Annotated in this window: 19 protein-coding genes; 12 read left to right on the plus strand and 7 right to left on the minus strand. The window is 67.8% G+C overall.

The features are described 5' to 3' along the window. Positions 1–361 precede the first annotated feature (361 nt). Positions 362–2,752, minus strand: coding sequence for a prolyl oligopeptidase family serine peptidase (locus tag ASD86_RS11880; protein ID WP_056110566.1), 2,391 nt, complete (start codon positions 2,750–2,752; stop codon positions 362–364). A gap of 693 nt (positions 2,753–3,445) precedes the next feature. Between ASD86_RS11880 and ASD86_RS11885 the strand changes: the two genes are divergently transcribed. The 4 genes from ASD86_RS11885 (at position 3,446) to ASD86_RS11900 (ending at position 9,821) form a co-directional block, all read left to right on the plus strand. Further along, entirely contained in the window at positions 3,446–4,846 is a 1,401-nt protein-coding gene (locus ASD86_RS11885; RefSeq protein WP_056110752.1) for a cytochrome ubiquinol oxidase subunit I, read from the plus strand. A 117-nt stretch (positions 4,847–4,963) separates the two neighbouring features. Next, the gene (gene cydB / locus ASD86_RS11890) at positions 4,964–5,968 is read left to right on the plus strand and encodes a cytochrome d ubiquinol oxidase subunit II (RefSeq protein ID WP_056110569.1); all 1,005 of its coding nucleotides are present in this window, start codon (positions 4,964–4,966) and stop codon (positions 5,966–5,968) included. 237 nt (positions 5,969–6,205) lie between these two features. Beyond that, positions 6,206–6,478 carry a YcgL domain-containing protein gene (locus tag ASD86_RS11895; RefSeq protein WP_056110570.1) on the plus strand — a complete coding sequence of 91 codons (273 nt, stop codon included), beginning with the start codon at positions 6,206–6,208 and terminating at the stop codon, positions 6,476–6,478. Then, on the plus strand, positions 6,471–9,821 hold the full coding sequence (locus ASD86_RS11900; protein WP_056110572.1) for an ankyrin repeat domain-containing protein: 3,351 nt from the start codon (positions 6,471–6,473) through the stop codon (positions 9,819–9,821). Before ASD86_RS11895 ends, ASD86_RS11900 begins: the two co-directional genes overlap by 8 nt. Positions 9,822–10,042: 221 nt before the next feature. On the opposite strand, the gene ASD86_RS11905 is transcribed toward ASD86_RS11900, so the two are convergent. Further along, positions 10,043–11,878, minus strand: a complete 1,836-nt coding sequence (locus tag ASD86_RS11905; protein ID WP_056110575.1) for a monovalent cation:proton antiporter-2 (CPA2) family protein — start codon at positions 11,876–11,878, stop codon at positions 10,043–10,045. A gap of 217 nt (positions 11,879–12,095) precedes the next feature. Here ASD86_RS11905 and ASD86_RS11910 point away from each other — a divergent pair, with 217 nt between their 5' ends. Next, complete coding sequence (locus ASD86_RS11910) at positions 12,096–12,977, plus strand: energy transducer TonB (RefSeq protein ID WP_157476540.1); 882 nt, start codon at positions 12,096–12,098, stop codon at positions 12,975–12,977. A 259-nt stretch (positions 12,978–13,236) separates the two neighbouring features. Here the strand turns inward: ASD86_RS11910 and ASD86_RS26720 are convergent, their stop codons facing one another. Continuing rightward, positions 13,237–13,626, minus strand: coding sequence for a hypothetical protein (locus tag ASD86_RS26720; RefSeq protein ID WP_157476542.1), 390 nt, complete (start codon positions 13,624–13,626; stop codon positions 13,237–13,239). A gap of 76 nt (positions 13,627–13,702) precedes the next feature. On the opposite strand from ASD86_RS26720, the gene ASD86_RS11920 reads away from it, so the two are divergent. Then, the gene (locus ASD86_RS11920) at positions 13,703–15,505 is read left to right on the plus strand and encodes an XVIPCD domain-containing protein (protein WP_056110581.1); all 1,803 of its coding nucleotides are present in this window, start codon (positions 13,703–13,705) and stop codon (positions 15,503–15,505) included. Positions 15,506–15,632: 127 nt separating this feature from the next. On the opposite strand, the gene rho is transcribed toward ASD86_RS11920, so the two are convergent. Both rho and trxA read right to left on the minus strand, forming a co-directional pair. Beyond that, positions 15,633–17,396, minus strand: coding sequence for a transcription termination factor Rho (rho, locus tag ASD86_RS11925; RefSeq protein WP_235567738.1), 1,764 nt, complete (start codon positions 17,394–17,396; stop codon positions 15,633–15,635). A 342-nt stretch (positions 17,397–17,738) separates the two neighbouring features. Continuing rightward, the gene (gene trxA, locus ASD86_RS11930; protein WP_056110754.1) at positions 17,739–18,071 is read right to left on the minus strand and encodes a thioredoxin; all 333 of its coding nucleotides are present in this window, start codon (positions 18,069–18,071) and stop codon (positions 17,739–17,741) included. A gap of 257 nt (positions 18,072–18,328) precedes the next feature. On the opposite strand from trxA, the gene rhlB reads away from it, so the two are divergent. Next, positions 18,329–20,128, plus strand: a complete 1,800-nt coding sequence (gene rhlB, locus ASD86_RS11935; protein WP_056110585.1) for an ATP-dependent RNA helicase RhlB — start codon at positions 18,329–18,331, stop codon at positions 20,126–20,128. A gap of 275 nt (positions 20,129–20,403) precedes the next feature. Here the strand turns inward: rhlB and ASD86_RS11940 are convergent, their stop codons facing one another. Next, positions 20,404–20,844, minus strand: a complete 441-nt coding sequence (locus tag ASD86_RS11940; RefSeq protein ID WP_056110588.1) for a hypothetical protein — start codon at positions 20,842–20,844, stop codon at positions 20,404–20,406. 312 nt (positions 20,845–21,156) lie between these two features. Between ASD86_RS11940 and ftsE the strand changes: the two genes are divergently transcribed. The 4 genes from ftsE (at position 21,157) to ung (ending at position 24,766) form a co-directional block, all read left to right on the plus strand. Continuing rightward, entirely contained in the window at positions 21,157–21,843 is a 687-nt protein-coding gene (gene ftsE, locus ASD86_RS11945) for a cell division ATP-binding protein FtsE (RefSeq protein WP_056110590.1), read from the plus strand. Continuing rightward, the gene (gene ftsX, locus ASD86_RS11950; protein WP_082578285.1) at positions 21,840–22,838 is read left to right on the plus strand and encodes a permease-like cell division protein FtsX; all 999 of its coding nucleotides are present in this window, start codon (positions 21,840–21,842) and stop codon (positions 22,836–22,838) included. The genes ftsE and ftsX overlap by 4 nt, the downstream gene beginning before the upstream one ends. Before the next feature lie 369 nt (positions 22,839–23,207). After that, the gene (locus ASD86_RS11955) at positions 23,208–24,065 is read left to right on the plus strand and encodes a response regulator (RefSeq protein ID WP_056110592.1); all 858 of its coding nucleotides are present in this window, start codon (positions 23,208–23,210) and stop codon (positions 24,063–24,065) included. Beyond that, the gene (gene ung, locus ASD86_RS11960) at positions 24,062–24,766 is read left to right on the plus strand and encodes a uracil-DNA glycosylase (RefSeq protein ID WP_056110594.1); all 705 of its coding nucleotides are present in this window, start codon (positions 24,062–24,064) and stop codon (positions 24,764–24,766) included. Before ASD86_RS11955 ends, ung begins: the two co-directional genes overlap by 4 nt. Positions 24,767–24,890: 124 nt before the next feature. On the opposite strand, the gene ASD86_RS11965 is transcribed toward ung, so the two are convergent. Next, positions 24,891–25,517, minus strand: a complete 627-nt coding sequence (locus ASD86_RS11965) for an XRE family transcriptional regulator (protein WP_056110595.1) — start codon at positions 25,515–25,517, stop codon at positions 24,891–24,893. Positions 25,518–26,111: 594 nt separating this feature from the next. On the opposite strand from ASD86_RS11965, the gene ASD86_RS11970 reads away from it, so the two are divergent. Next, a partial coding sequence (locus ASD86_RS11970; protein WP_200957234.1) for a hypothetical protein occupies positions 26,112–26,657 on the plus strand: 546 nt, incomplete at its 3' end.

The following is a 26,657-nucleotide window of genomic DNA, read 5'->3' on the forward strand; positions in this document are numbered from 1 at the left end:
ATTTGCTAACGCGAGTGCGTGGCTTCGCAGCGCTGGATGAACTGCGCGGCTTCAGGCCCAAGCAGAAGTTGCGTGGCCTACCTGTAGGAGCGGCGCGAGCCGCGACCGCGAAAACTCAACTACTAGAGAAAGAAAGGTAGCCGAAGCAAGCGCTTTGCTGTGGATCAAAACCTCGCCAGGCCGATGCCGCCGCGGGCAAGCGCCACACGGGACTCTTACCTAGATGGCTCGCGACACGCATCCATGCGCATCGCGGCTCGGGTGTGCTTTCTCGCGAGTTAAGAACTTCGCGGCACTGATGGATCAGAAAAAACTGCAGACCTTCTTTTCGTCGATCCGCGAAAAGCCTTCCGCCGTTTGCTTACTTCAACGTCCGCTCAAACAACTCATAGATGCGCCGATACTCGTCGTACCACGCGTCGGCATGCACGAAGCTGTGGCGTTCCAGCGGGTACGGAGCGATCTCCCACTTGTCCTTGCGCAGCTCGATCAGCTTCTGGGTCATCATCACCGAGTCCTTGAAGAACACGTTGTCGTCGATCATGCCGTGGGCGATCAGCAGGTTGTCCTTGAGGCCGGCGGCATACTCGATCGGCGAGGACTTCTTGTAGGCCTCCGGGTCGAGCTCGGGCGTGTTGAGGATGTTGGCGGTGTATTCGTGGTTGTACTGCGACCAGTCGGAGACCGGGCGGAGCGCGGCGCCGGCCTTGAACATGCCCGGGGCGCGGTACAGCGCCATGAAGGTCATGAAGCCGCCGTAGGAGCCGCCGTAGATGCCGGCGCGGTCGCGGTCGCCGTGCTTGTTGGCGACCAGCCAGTCCAGGCCGTCCTGGTAATCCTCGAGTTCGGGATGGCCCATCTGCCGGTAGATCGCGGTGCGCCAGTCGCGGCCGTAGCCTTCGGAGGCGCGGTAGTCGAGGTCGAGCACCACATAGCCCTTGTCGACCAGCAGGTTGTGGAACATCTGCTCGCGGAAGTAGTTCGGGTAGCGCGTGCTGACGTTCTGCAAATACCCGGCGCCATGCACGAACATCACGATCGGATACTTCTTGTTCGGGTCGTAGTTCTTCGGGCCGTAGAACTTGCCCCACACCGTGCCGGCGCCGTGCTTGGACGGGACCTGCACGTACTCGGGCTGGATCCACTCGCGGTTCTTGAACTCAGGCTTGCGCGTGTCGGTGAGCTTGACCGCGTCGCCGCCGCCGGCATCGACCACCGCCAGTTGCGGCGGCAGGTAGCTTTCGGAATAACGCGCCAGCACCTTGCGGCCGTCGGGCGAGAGGGTGAAGTTTTCCACGCCGTCGAGGGCGGTGACTTCGCGCACCGCGCCGCCGTTGCGGTCGACCGCGCAGACTTCGTAATCGCCCGGCCATTTGCGATTGCACAGGAAGAAGAAGGTCTTGCCGTCGGCGGCCAGTTCGGGTTCGGAGACTTCCCACTTGCCCGAGGTGAGCGCGCGCGGCGCGCCGCCGTCCTGGCTTACGTACAGATGCGAGTAGCCGCTTTGTTCCGACAGCAGCCACAGGTCGCCGGCGCCTTTGCCGTTGTCGGGCAGCCAGCCGAAATCGTTGAAATTCCAGTTGATCCAGGCCTTGTCGGTCAGGCGATGGCGGGTTTCCAGACGGGTCTTGGCCAGGTCGACCGAGGTCAGCCAGCGGTCCTTGTTGTCGATCGCGCGCACCAGCACCGCGGCGTGGCGGCCGTCGTCGCTCCAGCGGATCGACACGCCGCTGCCGTCGCCGTCGGATTCGATCCGTGCCGGGCGCTCGCCCTTGAGCGGGTCCTGCTTGGCCGCCTTGCGCAAGGCGGCGAGCGGATCGTCGCTGATGCCGGGCAGGCCGTCGAAGCCGAGTTCGGTGACCTTGGCGTTGGCGACGTCGACCAGCCACAGCTTCTGCGGCAAGGGGTCGTTGCGGCCGACGCGGGTGCGCACTTCCTCGAATTCTTCGTAGCCCGATTCGGTCACGTACTTGGGCATCTTGCCGCCGGTGCCGGCGTCGCCCTTCTTTTCCTGGGTTACCACCAGCAGCCAGCGCGCGTCGGGCGAGAGGGCGCTGTCGATGATCTCGACCTCGTCGCCCAGATACACCGGCTTGGGCGCGCGGCTGCCGTCGCCGCGGCGCCAGGCTTCGTCCTGTTCGCGCGCGGCGTCGCGCTGGGCGCGGACGTTGCGCAGGGTGTCGATGGTGGCGAGCTGGTAGTCGCGTAGCGCATCGGCCTTGGGCGGCTTGGCCGGATCGTTTTCGGCGCGGACCTGCGCGGCCTGACTCAGGCCCTGGCCGGCGCGCCACTGGTACCACTGGTTGTCGACCCGGAACACGAGGTTGCCGTCGCGGCTGAATTGCGGGCGCGATTCGGTGTCGTTGCTGCGGGTGACCTGGGTCAACGCGCCGCTGCGCAGGTCGCGCACGAACACGTCGCCGTTGCGCACGAACGCCATGCGCGCGCGCTGCGCGTCGAACGCCGGATTGGCCGCGTCGAGTTCGTTGCGCGCGGCGCCGTCCAGGCGCTGCGGCGTGCCGCCGGCGACGCCGGTCTGCCAGGTGTCGCGGATGATCCCGTCGTCGCGTTTGATCTGGTACTGCACGCGTTGGCCGTCCCAGGCCCACCAGGCGCGCTCGACCGGTGGGCCGATCCAGTCGGGATTGGCCATGGTGTCGGCGAGGGTCAGGGGCGCGGCGGCCTGCGCGAACGCAGCGGTGGACAACAGCGCCAGGGGCAGCGCGGCGAGCGTGGCAAAGGAGATGCGCATCGAGCGGGCTCTAGGACAAAAGTGGGCGCAGGTTAACAGTCCGGGGGCGGGCGCCGGGCCGGCCGTTGGTCATGGGCGTGGCGATCAGGGATGCATTGCGAGGCGCGGATGCACGGGGTTTGCCGGATCGGGGATTTCGGTGCGGTCGTGGCGGGTTAATCGCCGCGAGCGGGTAAGGCCCCTCTCCCGCTTGCGGCGACCGAAGGGAGTGCAGGGCTGAGAGGGGTTGGGGTGAGGGGGCGCGATGGAAGGCGGCCCTCATCCGCCCTTCGGGCACCTTCTCCCGCTTGCGGGAGAAGGGACATCAATCGCTTCTTTCACCGGTGGAAGAAGGGAGAGCGCCATTGGACAAAACGTCTCAAGGTGAGCGGACGTGAGCGACACGGGTGGTTGTGGCGAGCGAGACGACGCTTCGTTGCGTTGCCGCGTTTTGTCGCACCGTACATGCCGCGTCGAGCCACCGGACACGAGCTGATCGTGAGACAGTGACCTCCGCGGTCGCCGTCCAAGTGCTTGTTCCAACATGCCCGCGGGAGGATGCGGCGCCGCAAACGCAGCCGCTAAAGGCCGCCACTACATCACACTCACCGCCTTTGCGGTTTATGTGATTCCACCGAGTCGCCGCTCCGCGTGCATGTTGCGGCGCAAAATGAACCCGCTGGCGCGATGTTCCGTGCCATGGAGGCAATGCACGTGGACGCCCTGTTGCTGTCGCGTATCCAGTTCGGCTTCGTGATCTCGTTTCATATCCTGTTCCCGGCCTTCACCATCGGCCTGGCCAGTTGGCTGGCCTTCGTCGAATGGCGCTGGCTGCGCACCCGCGACACGCTCTGGCGCGATCTGTATTTCTTCTGGACCAAGGTGTTCGCCGTGTCGTTCGGCATGGGCGTGGTCTCGGGCATCGTGATGAGTTTCCAGTTCGGCACCAACTGGGCGGTGCTCAGCGAACAGGCCGGCAACATCCTCGGCCCGCTGCTGTCGTACGAGGTGCTGACCGCGTTCTTCCTGGAGGCGACTTTCCTTGGGGTGATGCTGTTCGGCTGGAGCCGGGTCGACGAAAAGATGCATTTTCTCGCGACCTGCATGGTCGCGCTGGGGACGTTGATCTCGACGTTCTGGATCATCTCGGCGAACAGCTGGATGCAGACGCCGACCGGTTACACGATCGTCAACGGCGTGTTCGAGCCCGCCGATTGGTGGGCGATCGTATTCAATCCTTCGTTCCCGTACCGCCTCGCCCACATGGTGCTGGCCGCGTTCATCACCACCTGTTTCGTGATCGGCGGCGTCGGCGCGTCGTACCTGCTGCGCGGGGTGCATGTCGAAGCGGGCAAGCGGATGCTGCGCGCCGCGGTGATCTTCGCCGCGATCACCGTGCCGATGCAGGTGTTCGTCGGCGATCTGCACGGTTTGAACGTGCGCGAGCATCAGCCGATCAAAGTCGCGGCGATGGAGGCGCATTGGGAATCGGGCGAACCAGGCGAGGGCGTGCCGCTGATTTTGTTCGCGGTGCCCAACGAGAAGGCCGAGCGCAACGACTACGAGGTCGCGATTCCCAAGCTCGGCAGCGTGATCCTCACCCACACCCTCGACGGCGATATCCAGCCGCTCAAGTCGGTGCCGGCCAGCGAGCGGCCGCCGGTCAAGCCGGTGTTCTATGCGTTCCGGGTGATGGTCGGCCTGGGCATGGCGATGCTCGCGTTGGTGCTGCTGTCGCTGTTGCTGCTGTGGCGCAAGCGCTTGTTCGAATCGCGCGCGGTGCTGTGGGGCTGGCGGGTGCTGACCATGAGCGGCTTCGTCGCGATCCTGGCCGGTTGGTACGTGGTCGAGATCGGTCGTCAGCCGTATGTGATCTACGGCTTGTTGCGTACCGCCGATGCGGTCAGTCCGATCGCGGCGGCCAGCGTGATGACCTCGCTGATCGTATTCGCGCTGGTCTACTTCACCGTGTTCGGCGCGGGCTTTCGCTACATCGTCAAGCTGATCCGCAAGGGCCCGCATCCGCACGAGCCGCCACCGCGCGCCGGTTTGGGCGACAAGACTCCGGCGCGGCCGCTGTCGGTGCCCGACGAATCCAGCGAGACCGGCGCATGAACCTGGTTGTCCGACGCGCACTCGCAACGATCGCATTCGGCGCGCGCATTCGCGCCGGCGCAAACGCACGCGATGGTCGCTTGATCGCGGCCTCGCCCAGCAAGACGGAGTAGGACGATGGAATACTGGCTGCCGGTGATCTGGTTCGGCGTGATCGGCTTCGGCGTGTTGATGTACGTGCTGCTCGACGGCTTCGTGCTCGGCCTGGGCATCCTGGCGCCGTTCGCCGAGGACGACGCGCAGCTCGACCACATGATGAACACCGCCGCGCCGATCTGGGACGGCAACGAAACCTGGCTGGTGCTCGGCGGCGCGGGCCTGCTCGCGGCGTTTCCCAAGGCTTATGCGCTGGTGCTGTCGGCGTTGTACCTGCCGGTGCTGCTGATGCTGATCGCGCTGGTGTTCCGCGGCGTGGCGTTCGAGTTCCGGTTCAAGGCGCGACGCGCCAAATCGGCCTGGGGCGTGGCGTTTTCGCTGGGCTCGCTGCTGTGCGCGTTCGCCCAGGGCGTGATCCTCGGCGCGATCATGGAAGGCATGCCGCTGCAGGGCGGCAAGTACGTCGGCGGCATCTTCGACTGGTTCAGTCCGTTCTCGATGCTGACCGGCGCGGCGGTGGTGTTCGGTTACGCCTTGCTCGGATCGACCTGGCTGATCCTCAAGACCGAGGGGCGCATGCAGTTGATCGCGCGGACTTTGGCCCGGCCGCTGGTTTTAGTGGTGGCTGTGTTCATTGGGTTGGTCAGCGCGTGGCTGCCGTTCCTGGACTCGCGGATCATGGCGCGCTGGTTCGAAGGCGGAAATTTCTACTGGCTGTTCCCGGTACCGCTGCTGGTCGTCGCCAACGCCTGGGCGCTGTGGCGCTCGGTGATGCGCGACGGCCGCGACGGGCATCCGTTCGTGTACGCGCTGCTGTTCTTCGTGCTCGGCTTCGCCGGGCTGGTGCTGGGCATCTGGCCCAACATCGTGCCGGGGCTGACGATCTGGGACGCGGCCTCGCCGCCATCTTCGCAGGGCTTCGTGCTGGTCGGGCTGGTGGTGCTGTTGCCGGCGATCCTGGGTTACACCTACTGGTCGTACCGGGTGTTCAGCGGAAAAATCGCGGCCGACGTGGGCTACCACTGACCGGCGCGGGTGGGCGACCCCGGGGGCGGGAGGTCATCGGTTCGGTCCGGCGACCGTGCCGGCGAATCCTACGGCGGACCGCAGTCCCCCGATCGCCACACAGGCCGGCGGGCCTTACCACCCCCGTCCGGGCCTTGCGCTGAACATGAAAGTTCGCGTAGCGCGAGTGGGCAGGTATGCTGTGCATCACATCTGCGACGCAGAAAAACAGTCTCCCCCGGCTGTATCGCCCGCCCCATGCAAGCCTACGTATACAAAAGTCTCCGCAAGGCAGACACCTACGTTTTTCTGAGCGCGCGCGACGATTTCGCGCGCCTGCCCGACTCGCTGCGCGCGCAGTTGGGTTCGCTGCAGTTCGTGCTGGACATGGAGCTGACGCCGGAGCGAAAACTGGCCCGTGCCGACGCCGCCCAGGTGCGGCAGAACCTGCTCGCCAACGGCTTCCATATCCAGTTGCCGCCGTCGGTGGACGCGCCGTACTTCGCCGAGGCGCCGACGCCCGATGCCTGACGCTCCCATTGCGCGCGGCGGTGCCCGCAACCTCGGCCTGGCCCTGGCCGCCGGCCTGGTGCTGGCGCTGGCGACCGGTTTCGGCGGCAGCATCGGTGGCGCGGCGATCGCGCTGATCGGCGGCGCCCTGGCGCAACCTGCGTTCGCCCTGGCCGCGCGGCTGTGGTTGCGCCGCGACGCGACGATCGACTGGAAACCCGAGCTGGGCGCGCTGGCCGCGCTGTGGGGCGGCGCGACCGCGGCCACCGCGGCGCTGGTCGCCTGGCCGTTGAGCGCGCTGCTGCAGAGCGGCTCGCTGCTGGCGGTGATCGGCTTGAGCGTGGTCGCCGGCCTGATCCTGCTCGGCCTGTGGCGGCTGTGGCCGCTGTGGCAGGCGGCCGAGCGCGACGGCGCGGCGCTGGCGCCGCAGTGGGCGCGCCTGGCCGATCTCGATGTCGGCGCCTGGCGCGGCCTGGGCGTGGCAGCGATCGTCGCCGGCCTGTCCGGGCTGGTGCTGGTGCTGGCCTGGCCCGGATTGTTGAGCGATGGCGGACGCTGGTCGCTCGCGGTCGTGTTCGCGCTGGCTTCGCCGGCCTTGCACCTGCTGCTGCAGAAGATCGCCCCGGCGCAGGCGCTGCCGGGCGTGGAGTTCGACCCCGAACTCGACACCGTGCACAACGCCGATGAATTGCTCGGCGACGACGACCCGCTGGAGCCGGCGCTGTACGCCGCCGCGCGCACCGGCAAGGTCGAGCGCGCGCTGGAACTGATCGAGCTGGGCGCCGACATCGACGCCGCGCCGATCGGCGATGAGCGCGACCGCCGCAGCCTGCCGGTACTGGCCGCGGTGCTGCCGGACCTGCGCCTGCTGCGCGAGCTGATCGCCCGCGGCGTCGATCTCAACGCCGCCACCGCCGGCATGACCCCGCTGCTGGCCGCGACCCGCGACAGCTGGCACGGCCGTCCCGACGCGGTCATGACTCTGCTCGCCAATGGCGCCGACCCGCGCCTGGCCGACCTGGACGGCAACACCCCGCTGCATCACGCCGCGCGCAGCTCCGACCCAGGTGTGGCCGCGCTGCTGCGCGATGCCCAGGCCGATCTGGACCCGCTCAACCACGACGGCCTGTCCCCGCTCGGCGTGGCCTGCGCCAGCGGCAATTGGCGCCTGGCCAAGTTCCTGCTCGAGCGCGGCGCCAAGACCGAACAGGCCGACGGCGTGCCGGCGTTGCTGGCCGCGGCCGGCGGCGAAGAGGACGATCCGGCCGGGGCGTTGTTGTTGCTCAAGCACAAGGCGCGGATCGACGCGCGCGACGGCCAGCGTCGCAGTGCGTTGCATGCGGCCTCGTTCGCAGGTCATCTCGATATCGTCACCGCCCTGCTGGCGGCCGGCGCCGACGCCAACGCGATCGACCGCCTGCAGCGCACGCCGCTGCTCGAGGCCGCGCGCGGCGGTCGCGCCGCGGTGCTGGAACGCTTGCTCGAACACCTGCCGCAGGGCGGCGCGGCCGAGGCCAAGGCGCTCGACGCCGACGGCGCCAGCGCGCTGATCCTGGCCTGCCAGGCCGAAACCGCCTCGCCGCCGCTGGTGGTGCGCCTGCTCGACCTGGGCATCGACCCGGAACTGCGCGACCGCACCGGCAAGCGCGCGGTTGATCGCGCCGCCGAGGCCGGTCGCTGGTCGCTGGTCGCCGCGCTCGATCGCGCCTATCCGCTGCCGACCGCGGTCAGCGGCGAGGGCGACAGCGACGCGCCCGACGGCGAACGCGTGATCGTCGACCGCATGCCGGCCGCGCTGCTGCGCGACGGCCTGCGCGACGGCCGCGCCTCGGAACTGACCGGGCTGGCCAAGCTGCTGAGCCCGGCCGAACTGGGCGCGCAGTTGTTCGAAGAAGACGGCCACGTGCCGACCGCCGAACGCATCGACTGGCTGCTCGGCCAGGGCGCCGACGCCAACGTCTACGACGCCCACGGCGACACCGTGCTGTTCGCATTGCTCGGTCAGGCCCCGGCCTCGTTGCCGGCGCTGCAGGCGTTGCTGCGCCACGGCGTGTCGCCGGCCGGTCATGGCGGCCTGGGCCGGTTCCTGGCGACCTGCTCGGCCGGCGATCAGGCCGCGCGCGGGCTGGAACAATTCGCCCTGGACCTGCTCGAACGCGGCGCCGATGCGTTTTCGCGCACCCCGGCCGGCGATCCGCCGCTGGCGATCGCGGTGCGGCTGGGCTGGTCGCGTCTGCTCGACCGCCTGCTCGCCGCCGGCGTCGACCTCAATACCCGCGACAGCCACGGCATGAGCGCGCTGCACCTGGCCGCCGCGCTCGGCCGCGACGGCATGCTCAAGCGGCTGGTCGCGCACGGCGCCGACCCCAATCTGCTCGCCGCCGACGGTCAGACCCCGCTCGGCGTCGCCTTGGCCTCAGGCCGGCGCGATCTGGCCGACTGGCTGGACTGGCGCGGCTGGGCGTTGCCGCGGCGTCCGCTGCAGGCCGCCGACGTGCCGGCCGCGGCGATCGTCGGCGACGCCGACGCGGTGCGGCGCTTGCTCGATCTGGGCCTGTCGGTCGATTCGCCCGACAGCCAGGGCTGCACCGCGCTGCTGCGCGCCGCCGGTGGCGGTCATCGCGCGGTGGTCGACCTGCTGCTCGCGCGCGGCGCCGACCCGCAGCGCGCGGCCAATTCCGGCGCGACCCCGCTGTCGGCGGCGGTCAGCATGCGCCACGGCGAAATCGTCGACCGGCTGGTGTCGGCCGGCGCGTCGCTGGAACAGCGCCTGCCCGGCGACCTGACTGTGCTGATGGTCGCGTGCGCGCTCGGCCTCACCGATCTGGCCGCGCGCCTGCTCGCCGCCGGCGCCGACGTGCAGGCGCGCGACGCGCAGGGGCGCATGGCCCTGCATTGCGCGGCGATGTTCGGTTTCACCGCGCGCGAGCGCAGCCGCCTGGTCGCCTTGTTCGACACCTTGCTGCTGGCCGGCGTCGACGCCGATCAGTCCGCCGCTGGCGCGACGCCGTTGCTGCTGTTGCTCGGCGCGCGCGCCGAACCGGGCACCGCGGCCGACGAAGACGTGCTGATCGCCGGTCTGGAACTGCTGCTCGACCACGAAGCCTCGCTCGACGTGCAGGACCCGCGCGGATTCGGCCCGCTGCACCTGGCCGCGCTGCATGGCTTGTTGCGGGTGGTGCAGCGCTTGCTGCGCAACGGCGCCAACCCGGACCTGCGCGACGCGCTCAACCGCACCCCGCGCGAGATCGCGGTGATGCGTGGGTTCGTCGATATCGCGGCCGAGTTCGCGCCGAGCACGCCGTCGGGCAATGCCGGTAATGGGGTGTCGATGGCGCGGTTTTTGCGGGGGCCGGGGAATTGAGGCGCAACGCCGCGGTTAAATTCGCGGCGGCTGTCGAGGCCTGCGCAGGCGTTTGAAGTTTCGCGATCGCGGCTTGCGCCGCTCCTACAAGGGGCTGCGTGATCGGGCGAGGCGACTGTAGGAGCGGCGCAAGCCGCGACCGCTCCAACTGACCGACCGGCGCAATTCGCAGCAGATCAACGCATCGATCCGCCAACGCGCGCCCCCCCGCCACCCGTCCCTCAATGCCGCGTCGCATTCTCCGGCGCCGGCGTCGCCCGCTTGTCGACCATGTCGGCCAACATGCCCTCGCCGCGATCGGCGTTGAACAACTCCTCCAGTTCCTTGCGCGCATCGCGCGCGGTCTGGATCAGCGCGTCTTCGTCGTCGTGGACCAAGTACTGCGCCTCGAGCATGCGTTCGTCGAGTTCGCGGAACCGCTCAACATGGTCGCGCGCGGTCTCGGCTTCCACGCCCAGTTCGACCAGCACGTCCTCGCCCAGTTTCAGGCTGGAGTGGAAGGTCTCGCGCATCGGTTCGGCGCCCAGGTCCATCAGGTCCCAGGCGTGCCGGCGATCGCGCGCGCGGGCGAACACCTTGGCCTTCGGGTACAGGCGCCGGATCGTGCGCACCGTGCGGATGCCGCTGTCGCGGTCGTCGATCGCGATCACGAAGATCTTGACCTGGGCCGCGCCGGCCGAACGCAGCAACTCGGGCCGGGCCGGATCGCCGTAATAGATCGCATTGCCGAAGCGGCGCATGAAATCGACCTGCTCGGCGCTGTTCTCGATCGCGATAAACGGCGTGCGGTGCGCGACCAGCAGGCGCGCGATGATCTGGCCGAACCGGCCCATGCCGGCGATCAGCACCTGCGGGTGATGATCGGGAATCTCGTCGAACGGCCGCTTGGGCTTGGCCGCGGGCGCGGCGTCGAGCATGCGCTGCGCGCCGATCACCAGCAGCGGGGTCAGCGCCATCGACACGCCGACCGCGGCGATCAGGCGGTCGCGGGTCGGATCGTCGAGCAGGTTGGCCTTGACCGCTTCGTTGAACACGATGAAGGCGAACTCGCCGCCCAGCGACATCACCGTCGCCAGCTGGAACGCGCCGCGCTTGTCCAGGCCGCCGGCGCTGATGCCCACGCCGAACAACAGCAGGAATTTGACCGTCAGCAACGCGGCCACGATCGAACCGATCAGCAGCGGCTCGTTGAGCACGCGCTGCAGGTCGATGCTCATGCCCACGGCCATGAAGAACAGGCCCAGCAGCAGGCCCTTGAACGGTTCGATCTGCGATTCCAGCTCGTGGCGGAATTCCGAATCGGCCAGCAGCACGCCGGCCAGGAACGCGCCCAGGCCGGCCGACAGCCCGGCGGTCTGCAGGATCCAGGCCGAACCCAGCACGGTCAGCAGCGCCGCGCCGGTGAACACCTCGGGCATCTGGGTGCGCGCGACGATCCGGAACACCTGGCGCAGCAGCACCCGGCCGCCGAACACCACCGCCGCGATCGCGCCGACCGCCTTGGCCACCGCGATCCAGTTCAGGCCCTCGACCGCCGCGGCCTTGCCGAGCAGCGGAATCGCCGCCAGCAGCGGGATCGCCGCGAGGTCCTGGAACAGCAGGATCGCGAATGCGAGCCGGCCGTAATCGGCCGCCAGCCCTTTGCGTTCGGACAGCAATTGCAGGCACACCGCGGTCGAGGACAGGGCGAGGCCCAGGCCGACCACGGTCGCCGCCTTCCAGCCCAGGTGGCCGCCGAACATCGCCAGCGCGCCCAGGGCCAGGCCGCTGAGCAGCACCTGCAGGCCGCCGGCGCCGAACACCGGTTTGCGCATCACCCGCAAGCGCGCCGGCGACAGCTCCAGGCCGATCACGAACAGCATCATGACCACGCCGATTTCCGAGGCCGCGAGCACCGGTTCGGCGTCGCTGATGACTTTCACCCCGTACGGGCCGAGCACCACGCCCGCGGCCAGATAGCCGAGCACCGCGCCGAGCCCGAACTTGCGGAACACCGGCACCGCGATGACCGCGGCGAGCAGAAACAACAATGCGAGTTCTAGACCGCCACCGTGCATGGGCACCTCCTGGGGGGATTATGGCGTGCTGCGCCGAGGCTGAGGTGGCGAAACGGTCGCTGTGAATGCAACGCATCGTAACGAGGGCGGATGACGCCGGTGCTTTGCTATGGTTGCCGGGCCGGCGGATTTCAATCGCCGGCGAGGTAATCGCGGCGCCCACGTGCTGATAGTACGTGCTGGTAAAAATAGCGACGGCACAGTCAAGGACGCAAACATGATCCATCACAGGATGTGGAATTGGGTTGCGATGTGGCTGGCGATGGCGATGGTGTTCGCGCCGCCGGGGTTCGCGGCCGGCAAGGGCCCCGGCGCGGTGCGCAAGCAGGCGGAAATGAGCATGGTGGTGACCGGTCAGGTCCGCATCGCGGCCGACGGTCGGGTCGACGGCGTGCGGATCGATCGCGAAAGCGAGATCCCCAAGGCGGTCGCCGACCTGATCCGGCAGAACGTCCCGCAATGGCGGTTCGAGCCGCTCGCGACATCGGGTGCCGCGGTCGCGACCGACACGCCGATGAACCTGCGCGTGGTCGCGCGCCGGCTGTACGAGCAGGCCGATGAGGCCTACGAACTGCGCTTGGGCAGCGCTCACTTCGGCCGCGACGAGCCTTCGCACCTGCCCAGCCAGGCGGAGATGCGGCCGCCGACCTATCCGGAATTGGCCGCGCGTTCCAACGTGTCGGGCCTGGTCTACGTGCTGGCGCGGATCGGCCGCGACGGCCGGGTCGAGGATGCCTTCGCCGAACAGGTCAACCTCCACGCGGTCGGCAGCGAGGCCCAGATGAAACGGTTCCGCGAGTTGCTGGCGCAGTCGACGCTGACCACCGCCAAGCAGTGGCGGTTCGCGCCGCCGACTCAGGGGCCGTATGCCGACGAGACGCATTGGCTGGTGCGGGTGCCGGTGGCCTACGCGCTCAAGCGCGACAAGGCGCCGGCTTACGGCCAATGGGACCTCTACATCCCCGGTCCGCGCCAGCGCGCGCCTTGGATCGATGCCGACCGCGATGCGACCGCGGGCGTCGATGCGTTCGGCGACGAGCGCATGCAATCGGTCGGACGGGGCCGGCGCCTGATGACACCGCTCGACGGCAACAGCTGAGGTCGCGCACGCGCGACGCGCCACGCCGTTAATCGTCTGCTGTTCGCGGGCTGATCCGGATTCGATTCGCTCCGCATGAACCAAGCGCCTCCTTCGGGAGGCGTTTGTTTTTTCGCGACATGAGTTCGGCACCGATGCACGCCGTCGACCACGCGCGATTGCGACACGAACCACTGCATTCCAGTAACGCAATCGCATCGCCGCCATTCGCAGGCTGAGCGACGAGGTCGCCGCAAAATAACAGGCGAGCCACCGGTCGCTACGCGAGGGCCGGTGAAGCGCAGGAGCGCGGTATCTCGTCGTCTACAGGGAGGTTCACCATGAACAAGCTGGCGTGGGTGTTGGCGGTGTCGATGTTGAGCGGCTGCAATCCGGCGATGGACGAGTTGCAGCCTCGGGATTTTTCTTTCGCCGGCATGAGCACGAGTGTGAGCGCGGCGATGGACGCGCCGCGCACGGTCGAAGTCCAAGCGCCGCGGCGCACCGAAACATGCCGGCCCGCGGCGCAGGACAGGTTCGACTGAAACGCAGGCATCGCACGCCGCGGCGCTCGATTCGTGCGCGGCGTGCGATGTCCGGCGCCGTACGGAAAAGCCAAAAACTGCATGGAAATCAGCGCGGAATTGCTCTCGTTCAGCGACGGGGGCATCATGCGAGTCCGCCCGCGGACCTGCCGCCGGCGCTCGGGGTCATGGGGATGACCCCTCCGACATGGAGCCGTGCATATGAATGCAGCAGTCGATTCGATCCTGGACGCCCACTTGCCGCGCAGCGATGCCGCCGCCCAGCCGCGTCATTACGCCGGCCAAGGCGCCGCGCAGGAACACGCGCAAACCTATACCGCGCTGCTGCCCGCCGACGCCGAGTGGTCGCGCGACACCGTGCTGCGCGCGTTCGTCGCCGATGCCTTGCAACGCAACGGCCAAGTGGTCGACGAGGACACACTCGAAGCCACCATCGCCTCGGCTTCCGCGCCCGGCGGCGCGCTGGCCGATGTCGACCTGACCTGGAAACTGCATCCGGGCGAAACCCGCGCCGATGGCCGGGTCGCGCCGCCGTTCCACGGCTATGAAGTGGAACTGCCGGCGAATCTGCAAAGTTCGCTGGTCGATTACGCCAAGACCTGGTCGACGCAGCGCGATGCCAACGGGCCGGCGCCGGTCGACGAGCATCTGCGCGAACTCAAGCAACTCGCGGTCAACGGCGGCCACGGCGACATCACCCAGACTCTGGAAGCGCTGGACGCGGCGATCAAGTCCGGCAACGCCGCCCATCTCAACGGCCAGCCGCTCGATGCGGCGGCGATGGCCGCGGTGCTGGAGTTCGCCAACCGCACCGGTCGCGAACGCGAAGCGGCGAAGATCCTCGAGCGCTACAGCGCGATCAAGGACGTGGCGCATGACGTCAGGGACATCGGCCAGAACGCCGGCCGCGTGTTCAACGGCCGCGACCCGCTGACCGGCATGCCGCTGACCACCAACCAGCGCGTCGACTCCGCGTTCGATCTGCTCAACGGCGGTTTCAAGACCGTCGGCAATATCGGCAACATCGCGACCATGTTCGGCGCGCGCAACGCCGGTCTGGTCGGCGGCCTGATCGGCATCGCGCCGATCGGCATCGCGGTGGTGGCGTTCGCCGCCGGCGCCTTCGAGCTGATCAAGCACGCGCGCGAAGCGTTGCTCAAGCCGCGCTGGGATGAGTTCCGCGAACGTTTTCCGTTCGGCGAGGGTCTGGAGCCCAAGCAGGCGATCAATGGGGTGATGCGCAATATCGCCGGCATGCCGACCGACGGCGCGAACGCGCTGTCCACCGCCACGCGCGTGCTCGATGGCCTGGGCCAGAACCCGGAAACGCGCGAGCGCTTCCTGTCCTTCCTCAAGCAGAAAGTGCATCCCGAATCGCTGGTCGATGCCTTGGGCTCGGGCCAGGGCCTGGACAAGCTCACCGCGCCGCAGGCGATCCAGTTGGCGCAGTCGGCCAAGGGCTCGGCCAGGGAGTTCCTCGATCTGGAGCTCAACGACGTCAAGCGCTACGTCCGCGATCGCGACGGCGAGCGCGAGCGCGGCACCTACCTGCTGCCGCCGGAGCTGCGTGACGCAGCCAACCGTAATACCAACAAGGTTGGCGGCACGCTCGAGGAGGGCCTGCGCGTTGCCGGCATTCTCAGCAGCAGCGCGAACGCCTTGAACGGGCAGTACCGCGACATGCTCGACAAGGTCAAAGGCACCGAGATCCCGCAGAACCGGCTCAGCGAGCAGCAGCAGAAGAACCTCGCCGCGGCGCTGGTCCCGGCCGCGCGCGACGGCGGCCTGACCCAGGTCGATCATCTGCTCGCGAGCAAGGACGGCAGCAAGCTGTTCGCGGTGCAGGGCGACCTGCAATCGCCGGCGCGGCGCATGGTCACGCTCGATGTCGCCAGCGCGTCGCATCAGAGCGTGGAGACGAGCAGCCAGCTCGCCGCGCGCCACACCGCCGCGACCGAGACCCCGGCGCAGCAGCAGGCGACGCCGGGCGGGCGCGGGTTCTGATCTCGCGCCGCGGAACGGGCGTGCTTATCGATCGATAACCACGCTCGCGGCCCGAGCGATCGGCGCAAACAAAAACGCCCCGCGATGCGGGGCGTTTTCTTTGGCGGTCTTCGTCGATCTCGCGCGGTCAGCGCTTCATCGAGCTGAAGAATTCGTCGTTCGACTTGGTGGTCTTCATCTTGTCGAGCAGGAATTCCATCGCGCCGATTTCGTCCATGCCGTGCAGCAGCTTGCGCAGGATCCAGATCTTCTGCAGCAGCTCGGGCTCGATCAGCAGATCTTCGCGACGGGTGCCGGAACGGTTGATGTCGATCGCCGGGTACACGCGCTTTTCGGCGATACGGCGGTTCAAGTGGACTTCCGAGTTGCCGGTGCCCTTGAACTCTTCGTAGATCACCTCGTCCATCTTGCTGCCGGTGTCGATCAGCGCGGTGGCGATGATCGTCAGCGAGCCGCCTTCCTCGACGTTACGCGCGGCGCCGAAGAATCGCTTCGGACGGTGCAGGGCGTTGGCGTCGACGCCGCCCGACAGCACCTTGCCCGAACTCGGCACGACGTTGTTGTAGGCGCGGGCCAGGCGGGTGATCGAGTCGAGCAGGATCACCACGTCCTTCTTGTGTTCGACCAGGCGCTTGGCGCGCTCGATCACCATCTCGGCGACCTGCACGTGGCGCGCGGCCGGTTCGTCGAAGGTCGAGGAAACCACTTCGCCGCGCACGGTGCGCTGCATTTCGGTCACTTCTTCCGGGCGCTCGTCGACCAGCAGCACGATCAGGTGCACGTCGGGATGGTTGTGCGTGATCGCGGTGGCGACCTGCTGCATCATCATCGTCTTGCCGGCTTTCGGCGGCGAAACGATCAGCGCGCGCTGGCCTTTGCCCTGCGGCGCCATCAGGTCGAGGATGCGGCCGGTGATGTCTTCGGTCGAACCGTCGGCGCGCTCGAGCTTGAACTTACGGCGCGGGAACAGCGGGGTCAGGTTTTCGAACAGGACCTTGTTCTTCGACGCTTCCAGCGGCTCGCCGTTGATGCTGTCGACGACCGACAGGGCGAAATAGCGTTCGCCGTCCTTCGGGAAGCGGATGCGGCCGGACAGGTGGTCGCCGGTGCGCAGGTTGAAGCGGCGGATCTGGCTCGGCGAAATGTAGGTGTCGTCCGGGCCGGCGAGGTAGCTCGCCTCGGCCGCGCGCAGGAAGCCGAAGCCGTCGGGCAGGATTTCCAGCACGCCGTCGGCGGCGACGCCTTCGCCGTGGCGGGTCAGCACTTTCAGCAGGGCGAAGATCACGTCCTGCTTGCGCGCGCGGGCGACGCCTTCCTGGATGCTGAGCTGGTCGGCCAGATCCATCAGCTTCGGCGCGGGCATGCGCTTGAGGTCGCCCAGCGAATACTGCGGGAAGCCCTCGGGCACCTGCGGGTGCGGACGCGGGACGAAGTTCTCGCCGTTGTCGAAATCGTCATTACCGCCGCCGCGCTGCTGCGGGCGGTTGTTGCCGCCACCACCACCACCACCGCCGCCGCCATTGCGATCGCGGTCGCGGCGGTTGCGGAAACGGTCGCGGCGGTTATTGCCGCCACGGTTGGCGTCGTAGGCGCCGTCGCGCTGCTGACCCTGCTGGTTCTGGCCTTGCTGGCCACCGTTGCCGTCCTGGCCGTGCGAGGCGGACGAATCGCTGGCGCCGGAGGCGGCCGGAGCGGAATCGCCGCCGCCATGAGCGGCCGGAGCAGGAGCGGGGGCTTTGGGAGCAACAGGCGCGGCAGGCGCGCTGGAGGATTCGGATGCGGCGGCGGCCGGAGCCGGGGCGGCGGGTGCGGGTTTGACCGGCGCAGGCACGGCAGGCGCCGGCGCGACGGGGGCCGGTTTGGCCGGAATCAGTGGGCTGGCATCGCTCACGACGGCCGGAGAGGCGTCGGCGGTTTTGCTGGCGCGCGGTTTACGCACGCGCTTCTCGGCGGTATCGCCAGCGTCGGGGGTCTTATCGGACAAGCGGAGGTTCCTCGCTAAGCGGCGAGCGCTCGCATCGGGCGAGCGGGACGTCAGGGACGTGGGTTGATGATGAGTATCTAGACGGGGTGCGGCGTGGGGACGCGAAGTCCGACGCCGGGTGTTGCGAAACTAGCACTGCTGCCGCGTGGCGGCAAGCTTCCCGGGCTATACCGTTCACGTTGCCGGGTCGGGCCCGGAACGCACGCGCCCGGGGCGGGCGCATGCGTCACGCGGTTCAGATCACGCGCTTCAGATGGCCTTGTCGATCATCTGGGTGAGCAGCGACTTGATGTTCGGCGGCGCGCCCAGCTGGCTGGAATGGACCTGGCCGTCCTTGAACATCAACAGCATGGGGATGCTGCGCACGTTGTAGCGAACCCCCAGCGCGGGGAATTCCTGCACGTCGACCTTCACCACCTTGGCCTTGCCCTGGTACTGGTCGGCGAGCTGCTCGACGATCGGGCCGATCGCCTTGCACGGGCCGCACCACGGGGCCCAGAAATCGACCAGGACGGGTTCGGACGACTGCAGCACGGTGGCGTCGAAGTCGGAATCGCCAGCATGCAGAACTTTTTCGCTCACGGGGGTCTCCTGCGGGGGCGCGAGATCCATACGGATCAGGCTATTCTAGAATGGAACCCCGGGCGGCCCATGCCGGGCGGGGGCTTACGCTAAACTGGGGCGTTTCGCGGCACCTTCAAGGGCTGCGCCACGGCCTCATCGAGCCTGCCTTCAGAGTTCAACTCGGGCGCCGGCTCGGCCCCGGCAGTCTGCTTCGCCGACGCCACCCACGCAAGCGACACTCTACGGCGCCTGATCGGCGCGGACTTCTGAAACGCATGAGCGACAAGCCTTTAACCGATATCACTTTCTCCTCGTTCGACCTGCACCCGACCCTGTTGGCCGGCCTTGAGGCCGCCGGGTTTTCGCGCTGCACGCCGATTCAGGCCCTGACCCTGCCGCTGGCGCTGACCGGGCGCGATGTCGCCGGCCAGGCGCAGACCGGCACCGGTAAAACGCTGGCGTTCCTGGTCGCGGTGATCAACCGCCTGCTGACCAGCCCGGCCCTGGCCGAGCGCAAGCCCGAGGACCCGCGCGCGCTGATCCTGGCCCCGACCCGCGAACTGGCGATCCAGATCCACAAGGACGCGGTCAAGTTCGGCTCCGACCTCGGCCTGAAGTTCGCCCTGGTCTACGGCGGTGTGGATTACGACAAGCAGCGCGAAATCCTGCAGAGCGGCGCCGACGTCATCATCGCCACGCCGGGCCGCCTGATCGACTACGTCAAGCAGCACAAGGTCGTGTCGCTGCACGCTTGCGAGATCTGCGTGCTCGATGAAGCCGACCGCATGTTCGACCTGGGCTTCATCAAGGACATCCGCTTCCTGCTGCGGCGCATGCCGATCCGCACCGAGCGCCAGACCCTGCTGTTCTCGGCCACGCTGAGCCATCGCGTGCTGGAACTGGCCTACGAGCACATGAACGAGCCCGAGAAGCTCGTGGTCGAGACCGAGTTCATCACCGCGGCCAAGGTCCGGCAGAAGGTGTACTTCCCGTCCGACGAGGAAAAGATTCCGCTGCTGCTGGGCCTGCTGTCGCGCAGCGAAGGCGCGCGCACCATGGTGTTCGTCAACACCAAGGTGTGGGTCGAGCGCGTGGCGCGTTCGCTGGAACGCGGCGGTTATCGCGTCGGCGTGCTGTCGGGCGACGTGCCGCAGAAGAAGCGTGAATCGCTGCTCAACAAGTTCCAGAAGGGCCAGCTCGAAATCCTGGTCGCCACCGACGTGGCCGCGCGCGGCCTGCACATCGACGGCGTCAGCCACGTCTACAACTACGACCTGCCGTTCGACGCGGAAGACTACGTGCATCGCATCGGTCGCACCGCGCGCCTGGGCGCCGAGGGCGACGCGATCAGCTTCGCCTGCGAACGCTATGCGATGAGCCTGCCCGACATCGAGGCCTACATCGAGCAGAAGCTGCCGACCGCGCCGGTCGACGCCGAACTGCTGGTGTCGCTGCCGCGCACGCCGCGCGAAGTGCCGGCGGGCGAGGAAGGCGAGGAGAACGAAAGCATCGGCGCGATCTTCAAGGAAGCGCGCGAACAGCGCGCCGCCGATGAAGAGCGCCGTGGCGGCGGCCGCAGCCGCAGCGGTTCCGGCGGTCCTGGCGCCGGCCGAGGCGGTCGCAGCGAAGGCCGCCGCGATGGCGCGCCACCGCGTCGTCCGCGCAGCGAAGGCGGTCCGGCCAAGAGCGCCGACGCCAAGCCGGTCGAAGGCGCTCCCGCGCAGGACGGCGCGCCGGCCGCGCCGCGTCCGCCGCGCAAGCCGCGGGTCGAAGGCGCGGCGGTCAATCCCGATGCCGCGTCCGCCAATCCCGCCGCCGCCGAAGGCGAACGCGCGCCGCGCAAGCGTCGTCGCCGTCGTGGTGGTCGCAAGATCGAAGGCACCGAAGGCGCGCAGGCGCCTGCAGCGGCGAATGCGGCCGTGTCGACGGCCAAGCAGGTTGCCGCCAACAAGCCGGCCGCGGCCAAGCCCGCGTCGGCGCCGGCCGCATCGGGCGACGGCAAGCCGTCGTTGCTGGGACGGATCGGGCGCAAGCTCAAGTCGCTGGTCGCGCGTCCGCCGCGTACGCAGCACTGATCGGCGGATTGAACGCGAAGCGGGGTTTTCGCCGCTTCGCGTTCGTTCGCGGCATGGCTGTGATGTTCGTGCCGCGACAAGTCGCTGGATCCCCGCGTTCGCGGGGATGACGAGCACTATCAGCTGATCGCGGTTCCGCGATCGGCGCAATGACAGACAAGACGCCGCGTTCGTGCCGATCACGGCAATAGCCCCGCATTCGCGGGGCTATTGAGTCGAACCGCGAACCCACTCATGCATCAGGCAACGATTGCGTTGGGATCGGTGGGCCAGACTTATTGGGTTCGGCTCAAAAACACCGACCACGTATTCGGCGAGGTTTCCAGCAACTGGAACACGTCCAGGTCGCCGTCGCTGTCGACATCCAGCAACTGATATTGATTGCTGTGATTGGGCGAGGCCGGCCAACCCACGCCGAACGAACCGCCCGCATACGGCCAGGCCACGAACACGCCGCCGACGCCGGGTTCGAAATGGCCGCGACGGCCGCTGCCGGCGGCGCTGCACCAGATCGTCATGCGGTAGTTCGGCACGGTGTTGGTGAAGAACGGAAACACGATGAAACGGGCATTGCCGTAACCGGTCGAGCCGGCCGGGCAGGCCAGGGTGCCGATGTTGATCGGCGCGTCGTACTGTTCGGCGCGCGCGCCGCCGCTGGGCAGCAGGCCCAGGGCGAGCAGGGCGGCGAAGGCGAGCGAGGTCTTGGTCATGAGCATGGCGTCTGACTCCATTGAAGGGTGGCAAGCGGTCCCGATCGGCCCGGCGGGCCGATGGCGTGCGTTCCAATGTCGGACGTGCGCGGTGTTGCGAGTCACGCGCGGACAGGGCGTCGCGCGCTATGGCGCGGCCCGCTGCGGCGGTGGTTGCGGTCGTGAAGCGGGTGCCGGCCTGTGGCGCCCGCGAGGGCGGCCGGTCGATGTCGTCGATGCGCGTCCGCGTGGCTGCGACGACCGCAGCGCGAACATAGGCCAAACGCAAAAGCCGAAACGTGATGATTTCCGGCGATTCGCTCTGCGATACTCCCGTCCATGACCGTATTGCGCTTCGACAACGTCAGTAAACGCTACAGCAGCGGCCACGAGGCCTTGAGCGAAGTCAGCTTCGAGGTGGCTCCGGGCGAGATGCTGTTCGTGACCGGCCACTCCGGCGCGGGCAAGAGCACCTTGCTCAAGCTGATCCACCTCAGCGAGCGGCCCAGCCGCGGCGCGGTGCTGTTCGGCGAAAAGAATCTGCTCAAGGTCGGCGGGCGTCGCATCGCCCTGCATCGGCGCGAGGTCGGGGTGGTGTTTCAGGACCACCGCCTGCTCGCCGATCGCAGCGTCGCCGATAACGTCGCCTTGCCGTTGCTGCTGCGCGGCCTGCGTCGCGGCGATATCGGCCGGCGCGTGCGCGCGACGCTGGACAAGGTCGGCCTGGGCGCGCGCGCCACCGCCTTGCCGGGCGAGTTATCGGCCGGCGAACAGCAGCGGGTGGGGATTGCGCGCGCGATCATCGGCGAACCGCGGCTGTTGGTCGCCGACGAACCCACCGGCAACCTCGACCCGACCCTGTCGGCCGAGATCATGACCTTGTTCCAGTCCTTGCCCGAGCGCGGCACCAGCGTGCTGGTCGCCAGCCACGACCTGGCCCTGGTCAAGCGCATGCGCAAACGCGTGCTGGTGTTGAACCACGGCCGCCTGGTCGACGATATCGCGCCCGAGGACCTGGCCGAATGAGCAGCGTGAATCCTTCCGGCGACATTTCAGATCCGATTGCCGGCGCCGACCGCGAGCTCGATATCGCGATCGATGCCGCGCCGCAGTCGCGTTTCGGCGCATGGCTCGATCATCACCTTTACAGCCTTGTCGCCAGCCTCGGCCGCCTGCTGCGCAAGCCGTGGGCGGCGCTGCTGACCATCGGCGTGATGGCGGTGGCGCTGGCGCTGCCGCTGGGCTTATGGGCGGCGTTGAACAATGTCGAACGCTTCGCCGGCGACGTCCAGCGTTCGCGCCAGATCAGCCTGTTCCTCAAGCCCGAGGTCAAGCTCGAACGCGCCCGCGCCCTGGCCGAGGAGTTGCGCGCGCGGCCCGAGGTCGGCGCGGTCGATCTGCGCACGCCCGAGCAAGGCCTGGCCGATCTGCGCGAGAAAAGCGGCCTGGGCGACACGCTGTCGGCGATCGAAGGCAATCCGTTGCCGAGCCTGCTGGTGGTGACGCCGAAGGGCGACGAACTGGCCCTGGCGCAATCGCTGGAACAACTGGCCGAGGCCGATCAGGTCCAGCACGACGCCGGCTGGCGCCAGCGCCTGGACGGCTGGCTGCGGTTCGGCAGCCGCCTGGCCTGGGTGCTCGCGGCGATGCTCGGCCTGGGCGCCTTGCTGGTGGTCGGTAACACCGTGCGCCTGGACATCCAGTCGCGGCGCGACGAAATCGGCGTGCTGCAATTGCTCGGCGCCACCGACGGCTTCATCCGCCGGCCGTTCCTGTACCTGGGCGCCTGCTACGGCCTGGCCGCCGGCGCGGTCGCGCTGGCCTTGCTGACCGTGGCCGACCACAGCCTTCGGGAACCGTTGACCGCGCTCGCGCTGAGTTACGGCAGTCACTTCCAGTTGCAGGGCTTCGACCTGGGGCCGGCGCTGGCGATCCTGGCCGGCGCCGCCGCGCTGGGCTGGCTGGGCGCGGGGCTGGTGACCGGCCACTACCTGCGTCAGACCCGCGCCGGGCAGGGTTGAGTCGGCCGCCGGCCTGTTCGGTTTCTGTGCCCCGGGCGTCACCCGGCGTGCTGCGGTCTTGTTGCGACCGGCCGCAAGCCGCGCTGCGGGCGTGACGCGCCAAGGCTGAAAGCCCCCGCCCGCGCAGGCCGTCAGGCCCGACCTCGCCGTCGCGGCCCGCACCGCCGCGCCGCGATGCGACCCGCGCCCGGCATTGTCGATACAAGGCCGGTTTCGCCGACACACGGTTGCCATGATGTTGCGCAAGGCTCGGAATCGAACCCCGCTTGCGCCTAGAATCGTGCTCCCCCGCATGATCCTCACTCGGTTCCGCGCCGGCGTCCCGCGCCCGGCCTGTTCCGCGTCGCCGAGACGGTATTGTCCACACGTATGCACAGCCAGAATCTTCGCCACTTCGATAACACCTCGCCCCGCGTGATGGTGGTCGACGGTTCCAAACTGGTCCGCAAGCTCATCGCCGATGTGCTGCTGCGCGAATTGCCCAACGCGCGCATCGTCCAGTGCGGCAGCATCATCGAGGCCAAGGTCGCGCTCGATCACGGCGAGGTCGATCTGGTCACCACCGCGCTGGTCCTGCCCGATGGCGACGGCATCGCGCTCGCGCGCGCCGTGCGCGAGGCGGCCACGCAGGCCTACGTGCCGGTGATCGTGGTGTCCGGCGACGCCCAGGCGCATCTGGAAGCGCGCCGCTTCACCGAGGATGTCACCGACTATTTCGACAAATCCCTCGGCCCCAGCGCGCTGGCCGAATTCATCCGCGGCTATGTGCAGCCGCAGGCGATTCCGGGCGCGCGCGTGCTGTACGTCGAAGACAGCCGGGTGGTTGCGGTCGCGACCAAGCGCATGCTCGAACGCCATTCGCTGCAGGTGCTGCATTTCATCGGCGTGGAGGAAGCGCTGGAGCATCTGGAAGCGCACCGCGCCAGCGGCCGCGACGGCGGCGACGCCGGCGCCGATCTGGTGCTGACCGACGTTTATCTGAAGGGCGAGTTGGGCGGCAAGGATCTGCTCGCTCGACTGCGCAACGACTTCGCTTACGGCAAGCGCCGTCTGCCGGTACTAGTGATGACCGGCGATGCCAACCGCGACAACCAGAGCGAATTGCTGCGCGCCGGCGCCAACGATCTGGTGCTCAAGCCGATCGAGGAGCGCCTGCTGGTGACCAAGACTTTGTTCCAACTGCGCTTGGCGCGGCTGTCCGAACCGGTCGCGGCGGTGACCGCATGAGCGACGGCGACCGCGGCATCAAACTCGAACCGTCGTGGAAGCAGCGCGTCGGCGACTGGTTCGCGCGCGACGACATGCAGGCGTTGTCGGCGTTCCTGCGCGAGCGCAAGGCTGCGGGCGCGCGGATCTTTCCGCCGGGGCCGCAGATCTTCGCCGCGTTCGACGCCACGCCGTTCGATCAGGTGAAAGTGGTGATCCTCGGCCAGGACCCGTACCACGGTTACGGTCAGGCCCACGGCCTGTGCTTCTCGGTGCTGCCCGGCGTGTCGGTGCCGCCGTCGCTCGACAACATCTTCAAGGAAATCCACCGTGATCTCGGCATCGCCCGGCCCGATCACGGCTATCTGATGCCGTGGGCGCATCGCGGCGTGCTGCTGCTCAACGCGGTGCTAACGGTCGAAGAAGGCCGCGCCGGCGCGCATCAGGGCAAGGGCTGGGAAGGTTTCACCGATCACGTGGTCGACGTGCTCAATCGCGAACGCGAAGGCCTGGTGTTCCTGCTGTGGGGCAGCTATGCCCAGGCCAAGGGCAAGGTCATCGACCCGCGCCGGCATCGCGTGCTCAAGGCGCCGCATCCCTCGCCGTTGTCGGCGCACCGCGGTTTCATCGGCTGCGGGCATTTCTCCGCCGCCAACGACTATCTGTCGAAGCAGGGCCAGCCCGCGATCGACTGGACGCTGCCGCCACGCAGCGAGCTCTAACCGCGCGCTCGATCGGGCGCGTTTTCGTTCGGACCGTCGCCGCGTGATGCGCGCGCGCGCATGGCGCTGAACGATGCGTGGCCGCACGGCCGGGCGCGGGTTTGCCCGCGCTCGCCGCGCCTGCTCAGGCTTCGTCCTGGTTCGCCAGCAACGAGGCCATCAAGTCCTCGTGATCGTCCGACGAGCACACCGCCAGCACCGTGGCCGCGTCGCAGCCCTCGGCCAGCACATAGGCCTGGCCCATGTTCGAGTCGATGTAGCTGCCTTCGCCGGTCTGCAGCACCGTGGTGTCGTAGAACTCGGTGTGCAGGGCGACCGCGCCCTCGAGCACGTACACGAACTCCTCGCCCGAACGGCGCACGAAGCCGCCGAATTCCTTGAGACTGCGCGCGCGGATGTGGCTGATCATCGGCGTCATGCGCTTGCGCCGCAGCTCCGAGCACAAGTAATAGGAGTCGTAGTTCTTGCCGGTTACCCGCATCGCATCGCGAAGCCGGCCGATGCTGCGGCGGGCGGTGACCGTGCGCCGCGCCGGCGCGGGGCTTTCAGCGAACAGCTCGGACATGCTGATGCCGAGGCGCTGGCTCAGTTGCAGCAGCTTGTCGTAGGTCAGCGACAGCCGGTCGTGTTCGATCTTGGACAGGGTCGACAGCGGGATTCCCGAATGCTGGCTCATCTGCTTCAACGTCCACTGGTTGCGGGCGCGCAGCGAGCGCAGCAGGCCGCCGATGGTCGGTTGTTGCGACTTCATCCGTATCTCCGGTTTGGCGGCGAGATCGGGACTGGTCGGGCGCGACGAGACCAACGGATATCGCCGGGGACATCTGGGCGTTCGGGCGTTACCGAGTCATACGATATGCGCAGATAAATGTATGCAGATCGGACTAGTTACGCCTCTGTGGGGAGAACTTTCTCACACTTAGTGAGGGCCTGCTCCATATGGAGCTTGCCGGGTCGGGCGTCTGCGGGGGTTCAGAGCCAGGGCCGCCCGCGCAAGCGGCATCGTGATCGGGCCTGAAGTTGTTTCATTGCGTGAAAAATCATCTCGGATTTGTCTGAATTTAAAAATCCGAGCATGGGTATGTAAGCCCGAAATCCTGCTTTCATCTCGATTTTTCTGACGCTATTTGTCAAATAATGACATTTATTGTCATTAATAAAGGTCTCCACGCCTTTTCCGCCCGAAAAACTGAGCATCCCCCCATTTCTCGAATTTGGCACGAGATTTGCGCGCGTGTCCTGTGACGGGATAATTCTCCGATCAGGAGTAATGTGCGCAATGGCGACCTGGACATAAGCGTCCGCCGCGGCTGCGCACTAGTCGATTTCAGGTTTAGGGGGCGTTGTGACCGCTGATTCCAAACAAGCCGTTCGGGCATTGCTGTGCCGTGTCAGCCAGTCGCTGTTACTGGTGATGGCAACGGCCTTCGCATTGCCGGCGCTTTCGCAGAACGCAGTCAACCGCGCCTCCGTCGCTCCGCCGAGCGGAGTGACCAACACCGGAACGAGCTGCAACAACCCCGGCCAGATCTTCAGCGGCGGGGTGTGCACCTCGGAGGACAGCGATCCGATCCAGCCCCGCCTGACCCTGATCAAGACCGTCACCAATGACAACGGCGGCACCGCGGTAGCGACTGCGTGGACGCTGACGGCGGCGGGGCCGACCAACATCAGCGGCGTCACGGGAACGCCGGCGGTAACCGCCGCGTCGGTCAACGTCGGTACTTACGCCCTGTCCGAGACCGGTGGCCCGGCCAGTTACACCGCGAGCACTTACAGCTGCGTTCTCAACGGTGGCTCCGCGGTCGTCGCGAACTCGATCACGCTCGCCGCGGGCGACAACGCGACTTGCACGATCAACAACGACGACCAGGCGGCGACGCTGACCCTG

It is taken from the genome of Lysobacter sp. Root690 (assembly GCF_001427785.1).
Classification (GTDB): Bacteria; Pseudomonadota; Gammaproteobacteria; order Xanthomonadales; family Xanthomonadaceae; genus Lysobacter.

Excerpts from the sequence above, each read along its gene's own strand:
- ASD86_RS11880 (WP_056110566.1), bottom strand. The coding sequence starts at position 2,752 with ATGCGCATCTCCTTTGCCACGCTCGCCGCGCTGCCCCTGGCGCTGTTG.
- cydB (WP_056110569.1), top strand. The coding sequence starts at position 4,964 with ATGGAATACTGGCTGCCGGTGATCTGGTTCGGCGTGATCGGCTTCGGC.
- ASD86_RS11895 (WP_056110570.1), top strand. The coding sequence starts at position 6,206 with ATGCAAGCCTACGTATACAAAAGTCTCCGCAAGGCAGACACCTACGTT.
- ASD86_RS11900 (WP_056110572.1), top strand. The coding sequence starts at position 6,471 with ATGCCTGACGCTCCCATTGCGCGCGGCGGTGCCCGCAACCTCGGCCTG.
- ASD86_RS11905 (WP_056110575.1), bottom strand. The coding sequence starts at position 11,878 with ATGCACGGTGGCGGTCTAGAACTCGCATTGTTGTTTCTGCTCGCCGCG.
- ASD86_RS11910 (WP_157476540.1), top strand. The coding sequence starts at position 12,096 with ATGATCCATCACAGGATGTGGAATTGGGTTGCGATGTGGCTGGCGATG.
- ASD86_RS26720 (WP_157476542.1), bottom strand. The coding sequence starts at position 13,626 with ATGCCCCCGTCGCTGAACGAGAGCAATTCCGCGCTGATTTCCATGCAG.
- ASD86_RS11920 (WP_056110581.1), top strand. The coding sequence starts at position 13,703 with ATGAATGCAGCAGTCGATTCGATCCTGGACGCCCACTTGCCGCGCAGC.
- rhlB (WP_056110585.1), top strand. The coding sequence starts at position 18,329 with ATGAGCGACAAGCCTTTAACCGATATCACTTTCTCCTCGTTCGACCTG.
- ASD86_RS11940 (WP_056110588.1), bottom strand. The coding sequence starts at position 20,844 with ATGCTCATGACCAAGACCTCGCTCGCCTTCGCCGCCCTGCTCGCCCTG.
- ftsE (WP_056110590.1), top strand. The coding sequence starts at position 21,157 with ATGACCGTATTGCGCTTCGACAACGTCAGTAAACGCTACAGCAGCGGC.
- ftsX (WP_082578285.1), top strand. The coding sequence starts at position 21,840 with ATGAGCAGCGTGAATCCTTCCGGCGACATTTCAGATCCGATTGCCGGC.
- ASD86_RS11955 (WP_056110592.1), top strand. The coding sequence starts at position 23,208 with ATGCACAGCCAGAATCTTCGCCACTTCGATAACACCTCGCCCCGCGTG.
- ung (WP_056110594.1), top strand. The coding sequence starts at position 24,062 with ATGAGCGACGGCGACCGCGGCATCAAACTCGAACCGTCGTGGAAGCAG.
- ASD86_RS11965 (WP_056110595.1), bottom strand. The coding sequence starts at position 25,517 with ATGAAGTCGCAACAACCGACCATCGGCGGCCTGCTGCGCTCGCTGCGC.